The sequence below is a fragment of the Streptomyces sp. NPDC079141 genome, from assembly GCF_040686775.1.
GTDB lineage: Bacteria > Actinomycetota > Actinomycetes > Streptomycetales > Streptomycetaceae > Streptomyces.
In genome coordinates, this window is the sequence record NZ_JBFBLP010000013.1 from 53,986 (window position 1) to 75,263 (window position 21,278).

Consider the following 21,278-nt stretch of genomic DNA (forward strand, 5'->3'; position numbering starts at 1 on the left):
ATGAGACGTGCGTACGCGGTTCTGCTCGCCCTCTGTCTGGCCCTCGTCGGCGCCCTGGTCATCGCCGGGCCCGCCCAGGCCGCACCGCAGACGATCACCAACGGCACGCAGTTCACCGACACTTCGGGCAACCCCGTGCACGCCCACGGCGGCGGTGTCCTCAAGGTCGGCTCCTACTACTACTGGTTCGGCGAGCACCGCAACGCCGACAACACCTTCCGCTACGTCGACGCCTACCGTTCCAGCGACCTGAAGAACTGGGAGTTCAGGAACCACGTCCTGACCGAGGCCAGCGATCCCGAGCTGGCCACCGCCAACATCGAGCGGCCCAAGGTCATGTACAACGCGTCCACCGGCAAGTTCGTGATGTGGATGCACAAGGAGAACGGCGTCGACTACGGCGAGGCCCGCGCCGCCGTCGCCGTCTCCGACACCGTTGACGGCAACTACACCTGGCAGGGCAGCTTCCGTCCGCTCGGCACGCACATGTCCCGGGACATCACCGTCTTCGTCGACACCGACGGCACCGGGTACATGGTCTCGGCCGCCCGGGAGAACTACGACCTGCACATCTACCGGCTGACCGCCGACTACACCGGCATCGCCGCCCTGGTCGCCGACCCCTGGCACGGCGGCCACCGCGAGGCCCCCGCGCTGTTCAAGCGGAACGGCGTGTACTTCATGCTCACCTCGGGCGCCACCGGCTGGAGCCCCAACCAGCAGCAGTACTCGACCGCGACCTCCCTGTCCGGCCCGTGGACCGCCATGGCCAACGTCGGCGACTCCACGGCCTACGGCTCACAGACCGCGTACGTCCTTCCTGTGCAGGGGACTTCGGCCACCTCCTACCTGTACCTGGGCGACCGCTGGGGCAACTCCTTCGGCGGGACCGTCAACGACTCCCGGTACGTGTGGCTGCCGCTGACCTTCCCGACCTCCACCACGATGTCTATGTCCTGGTCGCCGGAGATCACCGCCGACACGGCCACCGGCTCGGTCAGCGGCACGAGCGCCACGTACAACACGCTGATCGCCCGGCACTCGGGCCGGTGCGCGGACGTGATCAACCAGTCGCAGTGGCCGGGCGGCCAGATCAAGCAGTACGACTGCAACGGCGGCAGCAACCAGAAGTACTGGTTCAAGTCGCTCGGCGGCGGCTACTACCAGCTGATGGCCCGGCACAGCTCCCTGTGCGTCCAGGAGAACGCCGGCACGGTGACGCAGGAGACCTGCAACGCCTCCGCGACGAACCAGCAGTGGTCGCTGACCACCACCGGCTCCTACGTGGGCGTCGTCTCCCGCGCCACCGGCGAGTGCCTGGACGTGAACGGCGCGTCCACCGCCAACTCCGCCGCGATCATCACGTACACCTGCAACGGAGGGACCAACCAGCAGTGGACGCGCGGGACCTGATGTCGGGTCAGGAGAGCAGGTCGATCGCGTCGATCGACGTGCCCGCGCTGAGATAGGACGTCGTCCCCGAACCGCTCACCACGTAGATCTTCAGCGTGTTGTAGGCGCTGGTGTCCGTCAGCCAGGCGGACGCCGGCACGCTGTAGCTGAAGGTGTTGTTGTTGCCGCGGTACGAGCCGTTGGTCAGCGACCGCGTGTTCGGCTGGGTGGGCGGCGAGGGGATGGCGGAGGTCCAGGTGTCGTTGACGACGACCTGCGGCCGGCCGTTGGCGTAGGCCGTCGTCACGCCGATCCGCAGGGTGTGCGCGGCGGCGGCCTGCGCGGCGGTCAGCTTGAAGTACACGATGATGCCGCTGTTGACGTCCTTCCACAGGTAGCAGGGGAAGGCGGAGGTCTCGGTCCCGCTGCCGATGACGACGTTGCCGGTCCAGGCCGCGGCGCGGACGTCCGACGGGTGCGCGTACGTCATCAGGTCGGCGTTCTTGAAGCCCTTCGGCGTGCCGTTCCAGTCGCCGATCCGCCAGATCGCGCTCGCGTTGGACGGGTCGTTCGAGGACGGGATCGCGATCGTGTTCAGGGTGGTCGTGCCGCCCGCGGTGACCGTCACCGAGGTGGTGTACACGGCGAGTTCGTCCTTGAAGACGGTCAGCGTGTACGTGCCCGGCAGCACTCCGGTGATGGAGAAGTAGCCGTCCGAGGCGCGCGCCGAACCCCAGTACTGCGCCGAGGAGTTGGCAAGGCCCACGGTGTACGCGTAGGCCGTGTTCCGCCCGCTGATGCCGACGCCGGCCACCCGGCCCCGGCCGCTCGCGGAGACGTATCCGGACAGGCCGAGCGAGTCGGCCCACGAGGTGGTGAGGGTGCCCGGGTACAGGGCGGAGGAGGGGGCGCCCCCGTCCGTGAGGGCGATGACGTAGGGGCCCTGGAGGCCGAAGCGCTCGGCCTCGGTCTGGTTCTGGCCGTAGTAGAGGATCTCGTACAGGCCGCCGCCGTCCGCGCTCTGGTGGCGCAGCAGGGAGCGGTAGAACGGGCCGCCGGAGGCCTTCTCGTGGTTGCTGCGGACGATCCACAGGCCGACGCTGCCGGTGGACCAGCCGACGTAGTTGTAGTCCATCACCCGCAGCTTGGAGTAGTGCTTGGAGCGGGTCTGGCCGTCGGACTTGGCGAACACGTCCGAGGCCTCGATGGTGGTGGGCGCGTAAGTGTAGGAATCGGGCTCGTCGTTGAGGAACAGGCCCTTCTTGACGCGCAGGATGAAGCGGGTCGCCGAGACGGACGTGTCGGCCTTGTTGGTCCACACGTAGATGTTGTTCTCGCCGCTGCGGGCCGCGTAGTAGTGCCTGAGCGTGCCGTAGGTGACGGAGACCAGGATCGTCGAACCGGACTGGGTGATGGTCACCGTGGAGCTGCCGAGACCGGACTCGATGTGCGAGTTCTTGCCGTCGTAGCCCTGGTACTCCACGCCCCGGTAGACGAGCGAGGACAGGTCGCCGTTGGATTTGCTGACCTTGAAGACGAGGTTGGCGCCGGTGTCGACGACGTAGTTGGTGCCGTCGTCGCTCCAGCCGAAGGCGGCTGCGGAGGCGGTTCCGGCGAGGGCTGCGGTACCGGCCGCGGCTGCCGCGCCGAGGACGAAGGTGCGGCGGCCGAGCGGGCTGTCCGAGACGGATCCGGACATGGGGGGACCTCCTAACGGGAGGTTACGGGGATGCGGGTGTCAGGCAGAGTGACAGTTGAATCGATTTCGCGAAAGGGCTTTCACACGCTTGGGGTTGGCAATCTTGTGAAATCTGGCCAAGGGCTAGAAAGCGCTTGCCGCAAGGGGTACGGTCCACGGCCAGGACTGGTTCGAGTGACGGAGGAGCCGCGAGTGAGACGTTTCAACCTGGCCGTTGTGGCGGCCGTGACCCTGGGCACCGCCCTGTCCGCCGTACCGGCCCAGGCGCAGGAGGACGGCGCGGCACTCGGCATCGACAACTGCACCGCCACCGCCTGCCACTTCGACGTCCCGCCCGGCACCTACGACGTGAAGGTGCTGCTCGGCGGCGAGACGGACTCCAGCACGAGCGTCACCGGCGAGACCCGGCGCTCCCTGCTCCCCGAGACGGTCGCCCCGGCCGGCGAACGGGTCGCCCGCAGCTTCACGGTGAACGTCCGCACCCCCGAGGGTGAACCGACGGGCGCGGCCGGAACCGCCGGCCTGGACCTGACGATCGGCGGGGCGGCACCCGCCCTGGCGGACATCCGGGTGACGCCCGCCCGGCACGCCCGCCAGATCTTCCTCATCGGCGACTCCACCGTCTGCGACCAGCCCGGCGACCCCTACACCGGCTGGGGCCAGCAACTCCCGCAGTACCTGCGCAAGGGCCTGTCCGTCGCCAACTACGCCGACTCCGGCGAGAGTACGGTGACCTACCTGGGGAACCCGCAGCTGTGGGCGACCGTCCAGCCGCAGATCCGGCCCGGCGACCTGGTCCTGATCCAGCTCGCCCACAACGACAAGACCACCGACGAGGCGACCTACCGGGCCAACCTTCAGTCCCTGGTGGCGGGCGTGCGCGACCAGGGCGGGGAACCGGTGCTGGTCACCCCGATCGTCCGGCGCTGGTTCAGCTCGGACGGCACCCTGAACAACAACACCGCGCTGCTCGTGAACGGCCTCGGCGTGGACCACCCGGCGGTCATCCGCTCGGTCGCCGCCGCCGAGAACGTTCCGCTGATCGACCTGACCGCGAAGACCAAGGCGGTCGTCGAGTCGCTCGGTACCGAGGGCTCCAAGTCCCTGTACCTCTACAACGAGAAGCGCGACAACACCCACACCTCCGTGCGCGGCGCCACCACGTACGCGGAGCTGGTCCGCGACGAACTCGTCGCCCTGCATCTGGTGCCCGAGGGCCTGGTACGGGTGGGATGAACCCCTGGGGCGCCCCGACCGGAACCGGGGCGCCCCAGGCCACCGTGGGAAGGAAGACCGCACACCATGCAACTGCCGCCCGAAGACCGCACGTCGAGCCCGCGCACCGGCTTCACCCGCGCCCACTGGGAGGCCGCGGCCGACGCCCTGCTCGCCGCCGTCGAGCCGTACGCCACCGACGACCGCGCCCTGTACCACCTGCCCGGCGACCGGCAGAGCTGGTCCGGCCGCCTCTCCGACGGCCTGGAGGGATACGCCCGTACGCTGCTGCTGGCGGCCTTCCGCCGCGACGAGACGGCACTTGAGCGCTACGCCGACGGACTCGCGGCCGGCGTCTCGGGCGCCTGGCCGCGCATCGAACACCACAGCCAGCCCCTGGTGGAGGCCGCCTCCGTCGCCCTCGCCCTGCGCCTGACCCGCCCCCTGCTGTGGGACCGGCTGGACGACGGCGTACGGCAGCGGGCGGCCGGCTGGCTCGGCGACGCACTGACCGCCGAACCCTGGCCGTGCAACTGGGAGTTGTTCCCGGTGACCGTCGGCGGCTTCCTCGACTCGGTCGGGTACGAGCCGGAGGCCTCCCGCAAGGCCGTCGACCGCGGACTCGAACGCATCGAGCAGTGGTACCTCGGGGACGGCTGGTACACCGACGGCGACGGCCGCAAGTTCGACTACTACAACGGCTGGGCCATGCACCTGTACCCGGTGCTGCACGCCTGGCTGGCGGACGACGAACGGCTGCTGGATCTCTACGGCGGCCGCCTGAGGCGCCATCTGGAGGACTACGCCCGCCTGTTCGGCGCCGACGGCGCCCCCATGCACCAGGGCCGCTCCCTCACTTACCGCTTCGCGACCACCGCCCCGCTCTGGCTCGGCGCCCTGACCGGCCGCACTCCGCTCGCGCCGGGCGAGACACGCCGGCTGGCCTCCGGAGCGCTGCGGTACTTCCTCGACCGGGGTGCGGTGGACGAGCGCGGTCTGCTCAGCCTGGGCTGGCACGGCCCGGACCCCGCCGTCCTGCAGAACTACTCGGGCCCGGCGTCCCCGTACTGGGCCAGCAAGGGCTTCCTCGGCCTGCTCCTGCCGGCGGACCACGAGGTGTGGACGGCGACCGAGGAGCCGGCACCGGTGGAACGGGGCGACGAGGCGCACCCCATCGGACCACCCAACTGGCTGCTCCAGTCCACGAGTTCGGACGGCCTGGTCCGCCTGCACAACCACGGCAGCGAGGACGTCCGCTACGACCCCTACTACACCCGGCTCGCGTACTCGACGGCGACGGAGCCCTCACCCTCGTACGACAACAGCGTGATCGTCGGCGACGATCCGAGCCGTACGGGGATCGAGCCGCTGGGGGTGGGCGACGGCTGGGCGGCGTCCCGGCACGAAGTGTCCTCCGGGGCCCGGGTCACCAGCGTGGTGCTGGTGCGCGGTGCGGTGGAGGTGCGCGCGCATCTGGTCGAGGGGGCGGAGCCCGGCACGCCGGTGCGGGTGACGGGGTGGGCGGCGCCGGACGGCGTACGGGCCGAACTGCTGCCCGCCATCGGCCTCGACGACACTCTCAGCGGCGCCACCGCAGAGGACGCCACCCTCTTCGTCGCCCTGGCCCGGCTTACCGCGGAGCAGCATCCGCGTCCGCTGGCGGACCTGGTGTCGGTTGCCGCGACGGGCACGGAGCTGCGGGTGACCTGGGCGGACGGCACCCTGACGGACCTGGACGTGCGTGTGCCCCGACCGGGACAGGCCCGGCCGGGGCACACGGCGGAGGATCAGATCACGGGTCGATGACGACCGTGCAGTTGTAGGTGCCGGGCGGCAGGTTCGGGAAGGTCGCCGACGTGGGCGTCACGTTGGTGGCCGTCCTGCCGTTGCAGGAGAACGTCGACTGGGTCGCGCCGGTCACCTGCGGGTTGGCGGTGATCACGACGTCCGTCAGCGGCGTGTTGCGGAAGGAGACCGTCTCGCCGTTGTACGGGTTGTCGTTGCAGTTCGCCTTGGTGTCGACGACGACTTCCTTGGGCGCGTTGTCCGCGTAGCCCGCGTGGTCGCCCTCGGTCACCGTGTACGTGCCGAACGGCAGGTTGTTGAAGCAGGCCTGCCCGTTGGCGTCGGTCGTCGCCGTGGCGCCATTGTTGAGTGTGAAGGTGATGCCCTCGTGCGCGTGGTCGCCCGGACCCGAAGCGGCGTGCTTACGGGTCTTGGTGACGCGGATCGCGCCCATCTGGCGGGGGTCGGAGAAGTTCAGCGTCTGCGTCTCGTTGGCGACGACGGTGACGTGCTGGTCGGGCGCCGGGTCGTGGCCCGCCGGGACGAGCGTCTCGTGCACCCAGTACTCGCCCTGCGGCACGTCGTCGATGGTGCAGGTGCCGTCCACGGTGGTGCACTTGAACGTGGTGATCGTGTCCTCGTCACCGCGCATGCCGCCGGTCGGGGCGTTGTCCTTGTAGAGCGTGAACTCTGCTCCGTCGAGCGCCTCGTCCAGGTCGTCCGTCTTGTTGATCTGCACGCTGCCGCAGTTGGAGATGTTGACGCTCTGCGGCGGGATGAAGTCCTTCAGCGCCGAGTTGAAGGAGTCCGAGGAACGGCTCTTGAGGTAGGCCGAGGCGAAGGACCGGCAGGTGGTGCCGTTGCCGCCGAGCACCGCGGCCAGGCTGATCTGCGCCTCGCCGAAGGTACGCGGGTCCAGCTCGCCCAGTCCGTCACTGTTCTCGGCCAGGATCTCGCTGGTGTTGATCGAGGCGGCGGCCCGGACCGGCGGGGTGGTCAGATTGGTGGCCGGTCCCCAGGCGGTGCCCGACCAGGTCCGGATCGAGATGGTCGGCTTGGTACCACCCTGCGACAGGTCGTAGGTGATCAGAATGTCGCCGGCGGTACGTTCGGGGGTTACGCCGTTCGCGGTGAGCGTCTCGGACTGGTTGAACTCGAAGTCCATGTTCGTGGTGCCGGTGGGCTCCTGGACCCGGCTCCAGAACAGGTTGAGGAAGCCGGTCGTACTGGCGCCCTCCTGGTAGACACCGAAGTGCCGCAGATCGCTCTTGTTCGGCGGGATACCGCCGTCGACGATCGTCGGGACCTCGGTGTCCTCCTTGGCCCCCTGGCCGAACGAGGTGTCCTCGGCGCCGATGGCGTTGTCCGGGACGCGGATCTCGTTGACGGTCTCCCAGTCGTCGGGGCTGTTGGGGTTGTCGACGATGAGGTTGGCGTTGGTGTCGATCTCGAAGTCGCTGCCGGTCAGGCTGGGCGGCGGCGCCTGGGCCGTGGCCACCGTGGCGGTGAGCAGGCCACCGGCGAGCGCGACGGCCGTCGCGGCCGTCCTGAAGGCCAGCGATCTGCGGCGCCCATGCCGCTTGGCCGACCGCACGGGAACGTGCTGGTAATCGGTCACTTCATGTCCTCCCGAGGTGCGTTGCTGCCCAGAATTGGTAGCACGACGAAAGGATGTGTTCACCGCATTCTTGCGGCGGGGAGAATTGGCGCCCACTCGTGTCGGTGAATATGAGCGCCGTTCAAACCATTCTCCATATGAAGGAATTGGTGGGTTATTCGGTCAGGGCTTGAGGCGGGCCACCTTGAGGGTGGTCGTAGGGGGCGTGAGGGGCGTCTGTGACGCGGGTGCTCACGCTTGTTCGCGCCCTGGAACTAGCTGTTCCGGTCGATGAGCCGAAGATGCCCAGAAAGTGGCAGCCCGGTCCTTGCTGTACGGGGCGGGGGGTGCATTCACATGTTCGGTGGTCTTGATGTTCGACAGATAAATGACCATTCCGGGTCCGGAATTTCGGTCGTCTTCGGCTTGACCGTCCAGCCGCGGCCGCTCGCGTCGTCCAGGTTCTCCGCGCCGGAGGTGGCGCCGCAGGAGGCGAAGGCGCACGAGTTCGTCGTCCGCTGGGCGGAGAGTACGGAGATCCTGGTCCGGATGGCGGACGGGCGGGGCGAGGTCGGCCGTTGAACTCCTTTCGGTCGACGGGCAGTTACGTGCATTGGCCGGGTACGCAGGGTGGCCCCACCGCTACAGTCTTGCCAAAGGTTGGCGGGGGACGGGGTGGGGCTGCAGGTGGGTCGGAGATTCTTCCTGGCGCTGGGCGTCGGCCGGTACTGTCACCTCCCGGCGGACGAACAGCTCCGGAAGGTGCCGTCCGACGTCCGGGCGGTCCGCGAACTCTTCGAAGGCTTTGGGTACCAGGCGGTTCTGCCCGGGCTCGGCGAGTACGACGGGGCGGAGCAGATACGTCAGAAGCTGCGCCACTGGTCGGTGGATGCGGGACTGACGCGGGACGACGTGCTGGTCGTCTACTTCGCGGGGCATGGCCTCGTCCAGGACAGGGACCGGCACTACCTGCTCTGCTGGGACTCCCAGGACGAAGAAGTGGCCACCACCGCGCTCGCGACCGAGGATCTCGTGCGCATCCTGTGCCGGGGCGAACTGCGCCATCTGTTGCTGATCCTGGACACCTGTTCCGCGGGCGCGGGCAGCGCCGAGGCCGCCGCGCTCGCCCTCCAGGCTATCGCCCACCGGCACACCGGCACCGGCGGATCCACCGGCCTGTGGTTCCTGGCCTCTGCCCGCCGCAAGGACGTGGCTGAGGACGGGCTCTTCGTCAGTGCGCTGCGCACGGCCGTGGTACTCACCACGGAACGCACCGGGCAGCGCCAGCAGTACCTTGACCTCACCGAACTGGTGAAGGCCGTCAACGAGACCTTTGAGACGGGCGGGCGGGGCCAGCGTGCCGAACTGGCCGGCGGCCTGGTGACGGGGCTTGCGCCCTTCCTGCCCAACTCCGGCTATCGGGAGGCCCTTCCGCCCGTCGGGACGGACCTTGGGGTGCAACGCCGTTTTGTGGCACAGGACTTGGTGGACCACTTCGGGCCGCGCTCACGGGGCGTGGAATTCGAGTCGGAGCACGGCCTGTACTTCAGCGGACGCACCCGTGTCCTGGCCGAACTCACCGAGTGGCTGACCGCCGATGAGGGCGACGGTATGGGGCGGGTGGTTACCGGCCGACCCGGGTGCGGCAAGTCGGCGGTCCTCGGCAGGGTCGTCGCGCTGGCGGACCCCGAGTACCGTGCCCGGTTCGACCTGACGAGCCTCGACCCCGCGACCGTCGTCCCGGCGGGATGTGTCACGGCTGCCGTGCATGCACGCCACAAGCGCCTCGACGAGATCGTCGAGCGGATCGCGGGCAATCTCGGCGTGGCCGTCGACGGCGCGGCTGCCCTGCTCCAGGAACTCACCCGGCGGGGCCGCAAGGGGCCGCCGGTCGTCATTGTCGTGGATGCGGTGGACGAGGCGGGATCCGACACCGCGGCTGATGCCGGGGGACACGGCGAACCGCGGCGGATCACCCGCGAGCTGCTGCGCCCGATGTCCGAGATACCGGGCGTACGGCTGCTGGTGGGGACGCGTCCCGAACTCGTCACCCCGCTCGGCCCCACTTTCCTCTGCGTGGACCTGGATCGCCCCGGCTACCGGGCGGAGCGGGACGACGTCGCCGGATACGTCACCAAGATGCTGCTCGCCACGGAGGAGCCCGAGGTGCAGAGCCCGTACCGGGACCGGCCCGAACTCGCGGCGGCGGTCGCGAAGGGCGTGGCCGCGAAGGCTGCAGGCGTGTATCTGTACGCCAGGACGACGGCCCGCACCCTACGCTCCGACCGTGCCGCCGTCGACATCTGCCGCCCGGGCTGGGCCGACGACCTGCCCAGCGAGATCGGGGAGGCCTTCGACGACTACCTGGCCCGCTTCGGCCCCGACGAGTCCCGGGTGCGGCGCATGCTGCTCGCTCTTGCCTTCTCCGAGGGCACCGGTCTGCCCAGGGGCCGGATCTGGACGACGCTGAGCACCGTGCTCTCCGGGATCGACTGCACCGAGGCGGACGTCTCTTGGTCACTGGACGTCGCCGAGGCGTATGTAGCGGAGGTGGTCGACGACGACCGCCGCTCGGTGTACCGGCTGTACCACAAGGCGCTGGCCGAGCATCTGCGCAGGACGGCGGGGCGGGCGACCTCCGAGATCCAGAGCGCCGTGGTCGACGCTCTCGTGTCCGTGGTTCCGGGCGGGCGGGAGTGGTTCGCGGCGCCTCCGTACGTACAGCAGCACCTGGCCACACATGCTGCTGCCGCCGGTCGGCTCGGGGAGCTGATCGAGGATCCCGGGTTCCTGCTTTCCTGCGAACCCCTTGGTCTCTTACGGGCGTTGGCCTCCATCGGCGGAGACGCGCCCCGGCACATCCGCACCGCCTACGAGCAGGTCGCGCACCGGCTCACCGCCGACTGGCCGCTAGGTGCCCGCGCGGCGGACCTGCAACTGTCGGCGAGGCGATGCGGCGCGGACGAACTCGCTGACCGCATCGAGAACTTGGGCGTCGACCTGCCCTGGACGGCGCGCTGGGCGTGGTGGTCGGCCGGCGGCACGCACCGGCTGCTGAGCGGCCACGAGCAGCGCGTCGACTGCGTCGCCGTGGGCGACCTCGACGCACGGCCCATCGCCGTGACTGGGAGCCCCGACGCGACGGTACGGGTGTGGGACCTCACGACACAGCGGCAGATCGGAGAACCGCTGGCGATGGAGGTGGCGGTGAGCGCGATCACCATCGGTGAACTCGGCGACTACACCCTGGCACTGGCCGGGGGAGTCGACGGGACGGTCCGAGTGTGGGACCTGTCGGCGGGACAGCCGTACGGTGAGCCGCTGACCGGGCACACCAACCAGATCCGGGCGATCAGGACCGGCTTCCTGGCCGGCCGGCCCGTCGTGCTGACGGCCAGCGACGACGGCACGGCACGGCTCTGGGACCTGCGCGATCGACGGCAACTCGGTGCCGCCCTGTCCGGACACCGCAGGTCGGTTCAGGATGCGGCCCTGTGCGACATCGACGGACACACGGTCGCCGTCACCGGCGGGTACGACAAGACCGTACGGGTCTGGGACCTCACCGATGTGCCGCGCGGCGGCGATGCGTGCATGGACGGCGCGCCCCTCATCGGACCGGCGGGGGCGGTGACGACCTTGTGCGCAGCGGAGGTCGACGACCTGGGGACCGTCCTGCTCGTAGGGGACAGGACCGGGATGCTCAGCCTGTGGGATTTGGCTGCGAGGCGGCAGATCGGGGAACCGGTGGTCGCGCACCGCTACCATCGGGGAAGCGGAGTGGAATCCGCGGTGACTGGCCGGCACAAGGGCCGTACCGTGGCCCTCACCGCCGGTCGCCAGGAGGTGCGGTTGTGGGATCTGGCGACGCTGCGGCAGCTCCGCTCTCCGCTGCGCGGCCACGCCGACGACATTCGCGCGGCCGCCCTGACCAGTCTTGCGGACGCGTCCTTGGCAGTGACGGTCAGTCGCGACCGGACGGCTCGGATCTGGGATCTGTCTGCCGATCAACCGGACGAGGCACACAGCGGCCAGGTGGACTGCGTCGCCATCCACGACGACCGTGGCCGCCCTCGGGCGATCACAGGCGGGGCTGATGGCACGGCGCGCCTGTGGGACTTGCGGACACAGTCCCAGCTCGGCCGTCCGATGGAGGGACACCAGGGCCGGGTGAGCGCGGTGGCCCTGGGGACGGTGAGGGGGCGGACCGTCGCCGTGACGGGCGGCCAGGACACCAACGTCATGTGCTGGGATCCGTTGACCGGCCGGGCCGAGGGCCCGCCTCTGGCGGGGCACACCAACGTGGTGTGGTGCGTCGCGCTCGGTGTGCTGGACTCGGCCGCCGTCCTGATCAGCGGTAGCGAGGACGGGACGGTACGGATCTGGGACCACGCCACACGGCGCCCGGTGATTCCGCCTCTCTCCGGACACATCGGTGGCATCCGGTACCTCGCCGTGCGCAGTGTCGGGCGCGAGCTGGAGATCGCCGTCGCAACGGTGCTCGACCACGCTTATGTCTGGCGAGTCGGTGCTCGGGAGCCATGCACACCAGAGGCGTGTTTCAACCTCAGGGACCTCTCGCTGAACGCCGAAGCCCTGGGTGTGGCCTTCTGGGGGGAGCGGCCCGTAGTGCTGTCCACACGGGAGGGCAACGGCGTCCACGTGCACGACATCGTGACGCGCTCCCCCGTCAGCGGTCCGCTGGTCGGCCACACCAACGCAGTCCTGGCCGGCACCCTCGCCCAGGTCGGTGGGGCCACCTTGGTGGCTTCAATTGCCTACGACAACTCCGTGCGCGTATGGGATCTGGACAGCGGGGCGTCCCTGGGACAGCCCCTGGAGGGACTGGCGAACTACACGGCAGAGGGCACGCAGCGGTGCCGGGCGCCCGCCCTGGGCACTGTGGACGGGACGCCCGTGGCGGTGGCCGCCTACACCCGTGAGGTGCGGGCCTGGGACCTCACCACGATGACTCCCCTGGGAGAGCCGCTGTGCGGCGCGGACCGCAGCGTGGCCTCAGCCGACATCGTGTCCGCTCCCGACGGCCGGGCGACGGTGGTCACCGGCAGCCGGTACAACGGTATCCGCGTGCACGCGCTGGAGGACGGGCAGCAGATCGCACCACCCATCCCCTCGGCCAACTACGCGCTCTACAGCGCCGTGAGCGCTCGTCTGGACGGCCGGACGGTCGTCGTGACGAGCAGTTGGACAGAGGCGGACATCTGGGTCGTCGAGCCACGTCAACGTCTCGGCCGCCGGTTCGGCACCTGCTGGCAGGCCTCCCTGCACAGCCTCGACGGCAGTGCGTTGGCGGTGTCGGTGGCGGGCGACTTCGCTCTGCACGCCTGGGACCTGGGCACCCAGGCCCCCGTGTGCCCACCGATGACCGGCCATACAGCGCAAGTGATCGCCCTGCGCTCCGGACCGCCCGGAGCCGAACACCTGCTGGCCAGCGCCGCGTTGGACGGGACCGTCCGGCTTTGGGACCTGCGCACCGGCGAACCCGTGCGCGAACCGATCGCGGACCACGCCATGGGCGCGTTCAGCGTGGACTTCCTCCGCCTCGACCGGGATGTCGTGGTGTCGGGCGCAGGCGACGGCCGACTGCGGTTCCGGGACCTTGCTACGGGGGTCGCCACGGGCCCCGAACTTGAGCCATTCCCCTCCCCGGTCCGCGCCCTCGAAGCGGCCGAGATCCGTGGCGTTCCCGTGCTCATCGCGGGCGACGCCTTTGGCGTACTGCGGGTCTGGGACACGCGTTCCGCCGACTGGACCGCGGAACTCGACGTCGGTAGCCGGGTCAACGCCGTGGCGGCGGCCACAACGGGCCACGTCTGCCTGGCCACGGAAATGGGCGTCGTCGTCCTCGGCCTAAACGTCGCCGACCCGCCGGACCCCGCCGGAGGCCGCCCATGAGCCGCATCGTTCTCGTCCACGGCATAGCCCAGCAGTACAAGGGCGCCGAGACGCTCCTCACGAACTGGTACCCGGCCCTCAGCGACGGCATGGCCCCGGCCGCCGTCGCACGTCAGGACGTTGCCATGGCGTTCTACGGCGACCTGTTCCGCCCCAGTGGCCACCGCGGGCAGGGGGACCCCGAACTGGACGCCACGGACGTCGAGGAGGGCCTGGAGCGTGACCTACTGCTGGCCTGGTGGCAGGCGGCGGCGGAGACGGAGGGGCAGGTCGCGGGGCCGGAAGTCGCGGCACGCGTCCGCACCCCGTACCTCGTGCAGCGAGCCCTGGACGCCCTCAGCCACTCGGCCTTCTTCTCCGGGGTTGGGGAGCGGCTGATGATCCGCGACGCCCGCCATGTGCGCCGCTACTTCACCGAACCCGACACACGGGCCGCAGTCCAGGACCGCTTCCTGTGCACACTGACCGACCGCACCGAGGTCGTCCTGGCCCACTCCCTCGGCACAGTGGTTGCGTACGAGGCGCTCTGCGCCCGCCCGGAGCTGCGGGACCTGACCCTGATCACCCTTGGCTCGCCGCTGGCAGTCCACGGGCTGGTTCTGGACCGGCTGGTGCCGGCGCCGGTGGGCGGGCACGGACGCTGGCCGGCCCCGGTGAAACGCTGGACCAACATCGCTGACCGCGGTGACATCGTAGCCCTCAGCAAGGTGCTGGCGCCCGTGTTCGGCGACCGCGTCACGGACGTCCTGGTGCACAACGGAGCCAAGGCTCACGACGCCCGGCCGTACCTCACGGCGAAGGAGACCGGGAGGGCCGTGGTCGCGGGCCTGACGTCTCCCGGCGCACAGTGAACCGTGCACGGAGAACTGCGGACATCGACCTGGGAGGACGAGCGTGCCCTTGGAATTCGGGCTGTGGCGGGTGGACGGCCGGCCGGCGCGGGTGACGGCGCCGGCGATGCCGCTCGAAGCGCGGCTGGAGGATCTGATCGAGGCCGAACCGGCCATCCTGGGTCGGCCGTTGCTGCTCATCGGGCGACAGGTGCCCACTGATCACGGCAAGTTCGTCGACCTGCTCGGCCTGGATGCCGAGGGCGGGCTGCACATCCTGGAGCTCAAACGAGACCGCACGCCCAGGGAGGTGGTGGCACAGGTCCTGGACTACGGGTCGTGGGTGCAGCACCTCACCAACGAACAGGTGCGGGAGATCTACGCGGCGTACGCACGCCGCCGCGGACTGCCCGAGGAACTGGACGAGGTCTTCGCCCGGGAGTTCGGCGGCAGCCCGCCCGAGGCGCTGAACGGGGCGCACACGCTGACCGTCGTCGCGGGCGAGATGGACGCGGCGACCGAGCGCATCGTCACGTATCTCGCCTCGGGCTACGACGTACCGATCAACGTCCTGTTCTTCCGCTACTTCGAGGACGACGGCCGTTCGTACCTGGCGCGCGCCTGGCTGGGCGAGGACACTGAGTCGGCCGCCCCGCTCACCGGCCCTAAGGGCCGCGGCAAGCGGGAGCCGTGGAACGGCACGGACTGGTACGTCTCCTTCGGCGACGACGACACCGGCCACCGCAGCTGGGAGGACGCCAGGAGCTACGGCTTTGTCTCGGCGGGCGGCGGGGACTGGTTCTCGCGCACGCTGCGGTCTCTCCCGCTCCAGGCCCGGGTGTTTACCCACATACCGAAGTCGGGCTACGTGGGGGTCGGCACCGTGTCCGGTGCGCCGCAGCCCTTCGACGAGGCCGTTCTGACCTTCGACGGCGAGCCGCGGCGCATGGCAGAGCTTCCTCTGAAGGGCCGCTACCGGGCTGGGGACGAGCCGGCCGATCCACTCACGGACGGGGCTGCGGATGTTCGTGAGTGGATCGTTCCGGTGCGGTGGAACCAGACCGTGCCGCGCCCTCAGGCGTTCTGGCGGGCGGGACTCTTCGCCAACCAGAACTCCGCCTGCAAGCTGCGTGCGAGGTTCACCATCGAGGAGGTGTCGCGGCACTTCGGCGTCGACTGAGCTCAGGGTGCCAGCCGTGCGATCCGGAGCTTCGTCGACGTCGGGGAGGCACCCGTGAGGGCCTTCGCGTACGACGGGGTCACCGGGACGTATGCCCAGGTCAAGGTGCCGTTCTTCTGGACCGCTATGTCGCCCGTGATACGCGCGCTCACGACCTTGTCCGCGCTCCGGAACGTGCCGTTCCAGTCGATGAGCCGGAAATGTGTGCCCGTGAAGGTGCCGGTGCAGGTGCCGTTCGCGCACTTGGCGTCCTTCAGGGACTCCCAGGAGAGCAGCAGCCGGTCCTTGCCGTACGGGGCGAGCCGTACATTCACATGTTCGGTGGTCTTGGTGTTCGACAGATAGACGGCTTTTCCGGGTCCTGAGTTCCGGTTCTTCATAAAGGCGACCGCCACCTGGTGTGTGGCCGTCTTCGGTTTGACCGTCCAGCCGCGGCCGCTCGCGTCGTCCGGGTTCTTCGCGGCGGAGGCGGCGCCGCGGGAGGCGAACGCGGTGGCGTAGCGGCCGGTGGAGGACTTCACCAGGTCACCGGTGCGGCCGGGATACGTGCCGCCGCAGTAGCCCGCCCAGCACTGCTCGCGCTGTACGACGGGGGCGGTGTCGGGCGCGCCGATCCCCGTCGAGACGAACAGGCCCGAACGCCAGTCGTCGAAGCACAGGGAGGTGAAGGCGCCCGTCTTCTCCGGGTGCAGGGCGATGCCCTCGTTGTGGCTGCACCCCCAACTCCAGCCGCCGCTCAGCTTCTTGCCCTTGGCGCTGAGGTACGACAGCTTGTCGCCGAAGTGGCCGTCGGCGAAGCCGCCCGCGCCGTGCACGACGAAGTAGGCGCCGTACTTGGTGCCGTTCCAGGTGAGCTGGCCGTCCAGGAGGGGAGCGGTGTCGTTCGTGGCGGTGCCCGTGAGCTTTGTCGTCCAGGTCTTCTTGCCGCCCGTGTAGCGGACGATCGCCGCCGCCGTCTCCTTCCACTTGTTGGTGTCGGAGACCCGGGTCAGCAGGGCGAAGCCGTCGTCGTGCGCGACCAGGCCGCCGACCTCCTTCGCGCCCTTGACGACCGTGTCCGTGCCCGACCGCTTTCCGGCCGCGGTCAACGGGGTGACGTGGATGCCGTCGGAGGCGGGCCAGGCGACGCGCAGGGTGCCGTTCGGGGCCGTCGCCGTCGCGGTGCGCGTCCACTCCCGTGTGTTGTTGTAACCCGCCGACAGATAGGGGAACTTGGCCGGGAGGGTGACCGAGGTGGTCGTCACGGCGAGGGTCGGGGACGTCGTCGCCGCGCCGGCGGTCGCGTACCACGCCCCGGCGAGCAGTCCGGCGGCCGCGAGGGCGCCCACGGCGGGCTTGCGGGCCGCGCGGATCCGGCGGTGGCGGGTCGGCGTCGTGCGTCGTGCAGTTGTCATGCCTCGTGGTTGCCGCCGGGGGTGGGAAGGTTGCCGTTATCGCGTTGCCCGGGACGCCCGCAGCGCGTGAGAATCCCGCGCATGACTTCCTTGATCCGGCACACCACCATCGACAGCACCGACGCCTATGGACTCGCGGGCTTCTGGTCCCAGGTCCTGGGCCTGCCCGTGCACGAGGACGACAAGCCCGGGGACGAGGAGGTGCTGATCGAGGAGGCGCGGGTGCTCTTCGTGACGGTGCCCGAGGCCAAGGCCGTCAAGAACCGGCTGCACTTCTGCCTCCAGCCGGAGGACCGCACCCGCGACGAGGAGGTCGACCGCCTGCTCGCCCTGGGCGCCACCCTGTTCGACGACTGCCGCAACCCGGACGGCACGGGGTGGGCGGTCCTGGCCGATCCCGAGGGCAACGAGTTCTGTGTGTTGCGGAGCGCCGCGGAGCGGGCGGCGGGCTGAACACTCTTCGGCGGGGGCCGAAGGGAAGGCCGCCTATCGTCCCCTCATGACTGCCTTCGCCCGCCTCCACCACGCCGAACAGCCCCTCCTCCTGCCCAACGCCTGGGACCACGCCTCCGCCCTGGCCCTGGCCGCCGAGGGCTTCCCGGCCGTCGGCACCACCAGCCTCGGCGTCGCCGCGGCGGCGGGGCTGCCGGACGGGGCCTCGGCGACCCGGGACGAGACGCTTCGGCTCGCCCTGGTGCTCGGCGGCGGGCCCTTCCTGCTCTCCGTCGACGCGGAGGGCGGTTTCAGCGAGGACCCGGACGCCGTGGGCGAGTTCGCGGGTCAGCTGGCGGCCGTCGGAGCCGTCGGCATCAACCTGGAGGACGGACTGGGGTCCGCCGGCCGGCATGCCGCGAAGATCGCCGCCGTCAAGCAGGCCGCACCGCACCTCTTCGTGAACGCGCGCACCGACACGTACTGGCTGGGGGAGGGGGACGAGCTCGACACCCTGCGGCGCCTCGACGTCTACCAACAGGCGGGCGCCGACGGCGTGTTCGTCCCCGGGCTGACCGATCCCGTACGGATCGCCGCCCTGGTGAAGCGCCTCGACGCCCCCCTCAACCTCCTCTACTCGCCCACCGGCCCGACCCTCCCGCACCTCGCCGACCTCGGCGTCCGCCGGGTCAGCCTCGGTTCGCTGCTGTACCGGCGGGCGCTGGGGGCGGCCGTCGAGACACTCGCCGAGATCCGGGCCGGCCGGACGCCGGGCGGTGCGACACCGACGTACGACGAGGTACAGACGCTTACGTACCGGCCGGAGTGACCGGCTCGCCGCTCAGCGTCCGTGCGAGGCGGTCGGCGAACTCGGCCGGGTGCTCCATGATGCCGAGATGCCCGCCCGGGAACTCCACGAAGTCGGCCTGCGCGTGGTCCGCGATGAACTCGGCCGTACGGTAGAGGAGTTGGCCGCGGGAGTCCGTTCCGGCCGCGACGGTCAGCCGGGGGGAAGCGGCCAGGTCGGGAACGTGGGCCGTGAAGGGGACCAGGACCCGGGTGAGGGAGAGCACCATGGGATTGGTCAACTCCTCCTCGGCCGACAGCGGTTCGCCCTCAGGGAGCTGGTCCGGCTGTCGCTCCGCCAGTCCCGCGGTCATACGGGCCGCGGCCGCCGCGAGTCCGTTCGCGCGGTACGTGTCGTGCACCTCGCGGAACATGGCCTGGTGCCGGGCGCCGTCGGGCAGCAACCCCACGCACGGGGGCTCGTGCGCGACGACGTGCCGCAGCCGTTCCGGATGCCGGGCGCGCAGGTCGAGCGCCACGACGGCGCCCGCGCTGGTGCCGAGGACGTTCGCTTCCTCGCCCTCGGGCAGCACCTCGTCGAGCACGCGTCGTGCCCTGTCGCTCCACGACGGCACCCGCTGCTCGGGGACGGGCAGGCCGAGGCGGCCGTGGGCGAGGCCGAGGGGGTCGAAGGTGATGACCGTGAAGCGGTCGGTGAGCGCCTCCGTCATGGGCTCCAGGCCCATCGGGTGGCCGGCGCCGCCCGGTATGACGAGGAGCGCGGGTCCGCTGCCGCGGACGTCGTAGTGCAGTGTGTCAGTCATGGTCCCTCTCCTGGCGTGGCCAGTGTTCGAGTGTGATGTGCAGGGCCTCGACCGCCCGGTCCCAGGAGGCCTGGACGGAGCGAGAGGCGCCGAAGCCGCCGGTGGACTCCAGGGCGCAGTAGCCGTGGAAGGTGGCGCGCAACAGGCGTACGGCGTCGGTGAGATCGGGTTCGTCGAGGCCGTAGCCGCGGAGCATGCCGTAGGTGATCTCGGCGGTGCGGCGCAGGGCCGGGGCGTCGGCCACCAGGGCCTGGTCGATGTGGATCTGCGTGGCGGCGTACCGGCCGGGGTGCTGCAGGGCGTACTCCCGGTAGGCGCCCGCGAAGGCGGTCAGCGCGTCCTTCCCGGACCGCCCCGCGACCGCCACCGCGATCCGGTCGATCAGCTCCGCCCCGGCGCGCAGCGCGAGCCGGGTGCGCAGGTCCTGGAGGTTGCGCACGTGCGAGTACAGACTCGCGTCCTTCACGCCGAACCGGCGGGCCAGCGCCGACAGGCTGACCCGCTCGAAGCCCACCTCGTCGGCCAGTTCGGCGGCGGCCGCGGTGATGCGGTCGGGCGTGAGACCTGCGCGGGGCATGGGGCGACCTCCGAGGTTCCTGTGGGTGCTAGCCGCTGGCCTAGGGTATCTAGGAACTCGGAGATCCGCCCGGTTTTACCAGCCCCGTCTCGTACGCCAGTACCACCGCCTGGGCGCGGTCGCGCAGGGCGAGCTTCGCGAAGATGCGGGCGACGTGGGACTTGACCGTCGCCTCGCTGAGGGTGAGATGGCCGGCCAGTTCCGTATTGGACAGGCCGCGGCCCATCAGGGTGAGGACCTCCAGCTCGCGGGGGGTCAGGGCGGACAGGTCGGTGGGGACCGAGGGGGGATCGGGCGTCGCGAAGCGCTCCACCAGGCGGCGGGTGATGGAGGGGGCCAGCAGGGCGTCGCCGGTGGCCACCAGGCGTACCGCCGCGGCCAGATGCTCCGGGGTGACGTCCTTGAGGAGGAAGCCGCTCGCCCCGATCGACAGGGCCGTGTAGACGTAGTGGTCGAGGTCGAAGGTGGTCAGCATCAACACCCGGCAGTCCGGGAGCTGTTGGAGGATGCGGCGGGTGGCTTCCAGGCCGTCCATGTTCGGCATGCGGATGTCCATCAGGACCACGTCGGGGCGGAGTTCGCGGGCGAGGGACACCGCCTCCACACCGTCCGCGGCCTCGCCCACCACTTCGATGCCGCGTGCGGTCAGGATCAGCCGGAAGCCGGTCCGGATCAGGGTCTGGTCGTCGGCCACGAGCACCCGGGGCGCCGTCACGGGCGGTCCAGCGGGATACGCGCCCGGACCCGGTAGCCACCGCCGAGACGTCGACGGGCGTCCAGGTCACCGCCGTAGACCGCGACCCGCTCCCGCAGGCCCAGCAGGCCGCGGCCCGTGCCCTCGCGCAGCCGCGGTGCCGGTCGGGGCGGGGTGCCGCCGGTCAGCACGCTCGGGCCGGTGTTCAGCACTTCCACGCGCAGCGCGTGCTCCGCGTAGCGCACGGTGACCTCGGCCTTGCCGCCGTCGCCGTGCCGCAGCGCGTTGGTCAGCGCCTCCTGGATGATGCGGTAGGCGGTCACGTCCACGCCCTCCGGCAACGGGCACACCTCGCCGGAGATCCGCACCTCGACGGGGAGCCCGGCGAAGGAGATCCGGTCGACGAGCGCGCCGAGCCGGTCCAGGCCGGGCTGCGGGGTCAGGTCCACGACCTCGCCCGCCGGGCCCGGGTCGGTGTCCTCGCCGTCCGGCGACGGAGCCAACACGCCCAGCAGGTGCCGCAGTTCGGTCATCGCGCCGCGCCCGGCGTCCTCCACGGCCCGCAGGGCCGCCGTGGCCTCGTCCGGCATCGTGGCCAGTACTTCCCGGGCGGCCCCCGCCTGCACCACCATGAGGCTGACGTTGTGGCTCACGATGTCGTGCAACTCCCTTGTGATACGGTCCCGTTCGGCCGCGATCGCGGCCTGGGCGGCACTCTCCCGCTCCCGCTCCAGCAGCCAGCCCCGCTCGCCCACGGCCCGCTGCCAGCGCCTATGGGTCCGCACCAGGGCCACGGCCAGCCCCACCACGGCCGCACACGCCGCCACCAGCCCGTTCGTCTCCCAGTCCCACACGGCTCCACCTTGGCAGACGATCACCGCGGCCGCATCGGCCCACAGGCCCAGGACCTGCATCCCCAGGATGAGGAGCCGGGTGAGGTGCCACCCCGGGAGGGAT

General features: G+C 70.5%; 16 protein-coding genes. 9 read left to right on the plus strand and 7 right to left on the minus strand.

The window, feature by feature from the left end:
• Positions 1–1,413 (plus strand): RICIN domain-containing protein, encoded by a 1,413-nt coding sequence (locus AB0Q90_RS29500; RefSeq protein WP_363158639.1) that lies wholly within the window; start codon positions 1–3, stop codon positions 1,411–1,413.
• A gap of 7 nt (positions 1,414–1,420) precedes the next feature.
• Here the strand turns inward: AB0Q90_RS29500 and AB0Q90_RS29505 are convergent, their stop codons facing one another.
• Positions 1,421–3,091, minus strand: coding sequence for a rhamnogalacturonan lyase B N-terminal domain-containing protein (locus AB0Q90_RS29505; protein ID WP_363158638.1), 1,671 nt, complete (start codon positions 3,089–3,091; stop codon positions 1,421–1,423).
• A 192-nt stretch (positions 3,092–3,283) separates the two neighbouring features.
• Between AB0Q90_RS29505 and AB0Q90_RS29510 the strand changes: the two genes are divergently transcribed.
• Together AB0Q90_RS29510 and AB0Q90_RS29515 are read left to right on the plus strand one after the other, a co-directional pair.
• Positions 3,284–4,327 carry a rhamnogalacturonan acetylesterase gene (locus AB0Q90_RS29510; protein WP_363158637.1) on the plus strand — a complete coding sequence of 348 codons (1,044 nt, stop codon included), beginning with the start codon at positions 3,284–3,286 and terminating at the stop codon, positions 4,325–4,327.
• Positions 4,328–4,393: 66 nt separating this feature from the next.
• Positions 4,394–6,112 carry a DUF2264 domain-containing protein gene (locus tag AB0Q90_RS29515; protein WP_363158636.1) on the plus strand — a complete coding sequence of 573 codons (1,719 nt, stop codon included), beginning with the start codon at positions 4,394–4,396 and terminating at the stop codon, positions 6,110–6,112.
• Here AB0Q90_RS29515 and AB0Q90_RS29520 read toward each other — a convergent pair.
• The gene (locus tag AB0Q90_RS29520; RefSeq protein WP_363158635.1) at positions 6,099–7,709 is read right to left on the minus strand and encodes a prealbumin-like fold domain-containing protein; all 1,611 of its coding nucleotides are present in this window, start codon (positions 7,707–7,709) and stop codon (positions 6,099–6,101) included. The genes AB0Q90_RS29515 and AB0Q90_RS29520 overlap by 14 nt on opposite strands.
• A 405-nt stretch (positions 7,710–8,114) precedes the next feature.
• On the opposite strand from AB0Q90_RS29520, the gene AB0Q90_RS29525 reads away from it, so the two are divergent.
• The 4 genes from AB0Q90_RS29525 to AB0Q90_RS29540 all read left to right on the plus strand — a co-directional run bounded on the left by AB0Q90_RS29525 (position 8,115) and on the right by AB0Q90_RS29540 (position 15,614).
• Positions 8,115–8,270 (plus strand): hypothetical protein, encoded by a 156-nt coding sequence (locus AB0Q90_RS29525; RefSeq protein ID WP_363158634.1) that lies wholly within the window; start codon positions 8,115–8,117, stop codon positions 8,268–8,270.
• A 105-nt stretch (positions 8,271–8,375) separates the two neighbouring features.
• Complete coding sequence (locus tag AB0Q90_RS29530) at positions 8,376–13,604, plus strand: caspase family protein (RefSeq protein WP_363158633.1); 5,229 nt, start codon at positions 8,376–8,378, stop codon at positions 13,602–13,604.
• The gene (locus tag AB0Q90_RS29535) at positions 13,601–14,455 is read left to right on the plus strand and encodes a hypothetical protein (RefSeq protein ID WP_363158632.1); all 855 of its coding nucleotides are present in this window, start codon (positions 13,601–13,603) and stop codon (positions 14,453–14,455) included. Before AB0Q90_RS29530 ends, AB0Q90_RS29535 begins: the two co-directional genes overlap by 4 nt.
• A gap of 43 nt (positions 14,456–14,498) precedes the next feature.
• Complete coding sequence (locus AB0Q90_RS29540; protein WP_363158631.1) at positions 14,499–15,614, plus strand: endonuclease NucS domain-containing protein; 1,116 nt, start codon at positions 14,499–14,501, stop codon at positions 15,612–15,614.
• Between the two features lie 2 nt (positions 15,615–15,616).
• Here AB0Q90_RS29540 and AB0Q90_RS29545 read toward each other — a convergent pair whose 3' ends face one another.
• On the minus strand, positions 15,617–17,008 hold the full coding sequence (locus tag AB0Q90_RS29545; protein WP_363158630.1) for a hypothetical protein: 1,392 nt from the start codon (positions 17,006–17,008) through the stop codon (positions 15,617–15,619).
• Between the two features lie 81 nt (positions 17,009–17,089).
• On the opposite strand from AB0Q90_RS29545, the gene AB0Q90_RS29550 reads away from it, so the two are divergent.
• Positions 17,090–17,461: a VOC family protein gene (locus AB0Q90_RS29550; RefSeq protein ID WP_363158629.1), complete on the plus strand. Its 372-nt coding sequence runs from the start codon at positions 17,090–17,092 to the stop codon at positions 17,459–17,461.
• Between the two features lie 46 nt (positions 17,462–17,507).
• On the plus strand, positions 17,508–18,269 hold the full coding sequence (locus AB0Q90_RS29555) for an isocitrate lyase/phosphoenolpyruvate mutase family protein (protein ID WP_363158628.1): 762 nt from the start codon (positions 17,508–17,510) through the stop codon (positions 18,267–18,269).
• On the opposite strand, the gene AB0Q90_RS29560 is transcribed toward AB0Q90_RS29555, so the two are convergent.
• Genes AB0Q90_RS29560 through AB0Q90_RS29575 form a run of 4 tightly spaced genes read right to left on the minus strand, consistent with a single transcriptional unit; the run spans position 18,250 to position 21,235 of the window.
• A complete protein-coding gene (locus AB0Q90_RS29560) occupies positions 18,250–19,050 on the minus strand; it encodes an alpha/beta fold hydrolase (RefSeq protein ID WP_363158627.1) in 801 nt (266 codons plus the stop codon). The genes AB0Q90_RS29555 and AB0Q90_RS29560 overlap by 20 nt on opposite strands.
• Positions 19,043–19,627: a TetR/AcrR family transcriptional regulator gene (locus tag AB0Q90_RS29565; RefSeq protein WP_363158626.1), complete on the minus strand. Its 585-nt coding sequence runs from the start codon at positions 19,625–19,627 to the stop codon at positions 19,043–19,045. The genes AB0Q90_RS29560 and AB0Q90_RS29565 overlap by 8 nt, the downstream gene beginning before the upstream one ends.
• A gap of 49 nt (positions 19,628–19,676) precedes the next feature.
• Positions 19,677–20,342: a response regulator transcription factor gene (locus tag AB0Q90_RS29570; protein WP_363158625.1), complete on the minus strand. Its 666-nt coding sequence runs from the start codon at positions 20,340–20,342 to the stop codon at positions 19,677–19,679.
• Positions 20,339–21,235, minus strand: coding sequence for a histidine kinase (locus AB0Q90_RS29575; protein ID WP_363158624.1), 897 nt, complete (start codon positions 21,233–21,235; stop codon positions 20,339–20,341). The genes AB0Q90_RS29570 and AB0Q90_RS29575 overlap by 4 nt, the downstream gene beginning before the upstream one ends.
• Positions 21,236–21,278 lie beyond the last annotated feature (43 nt).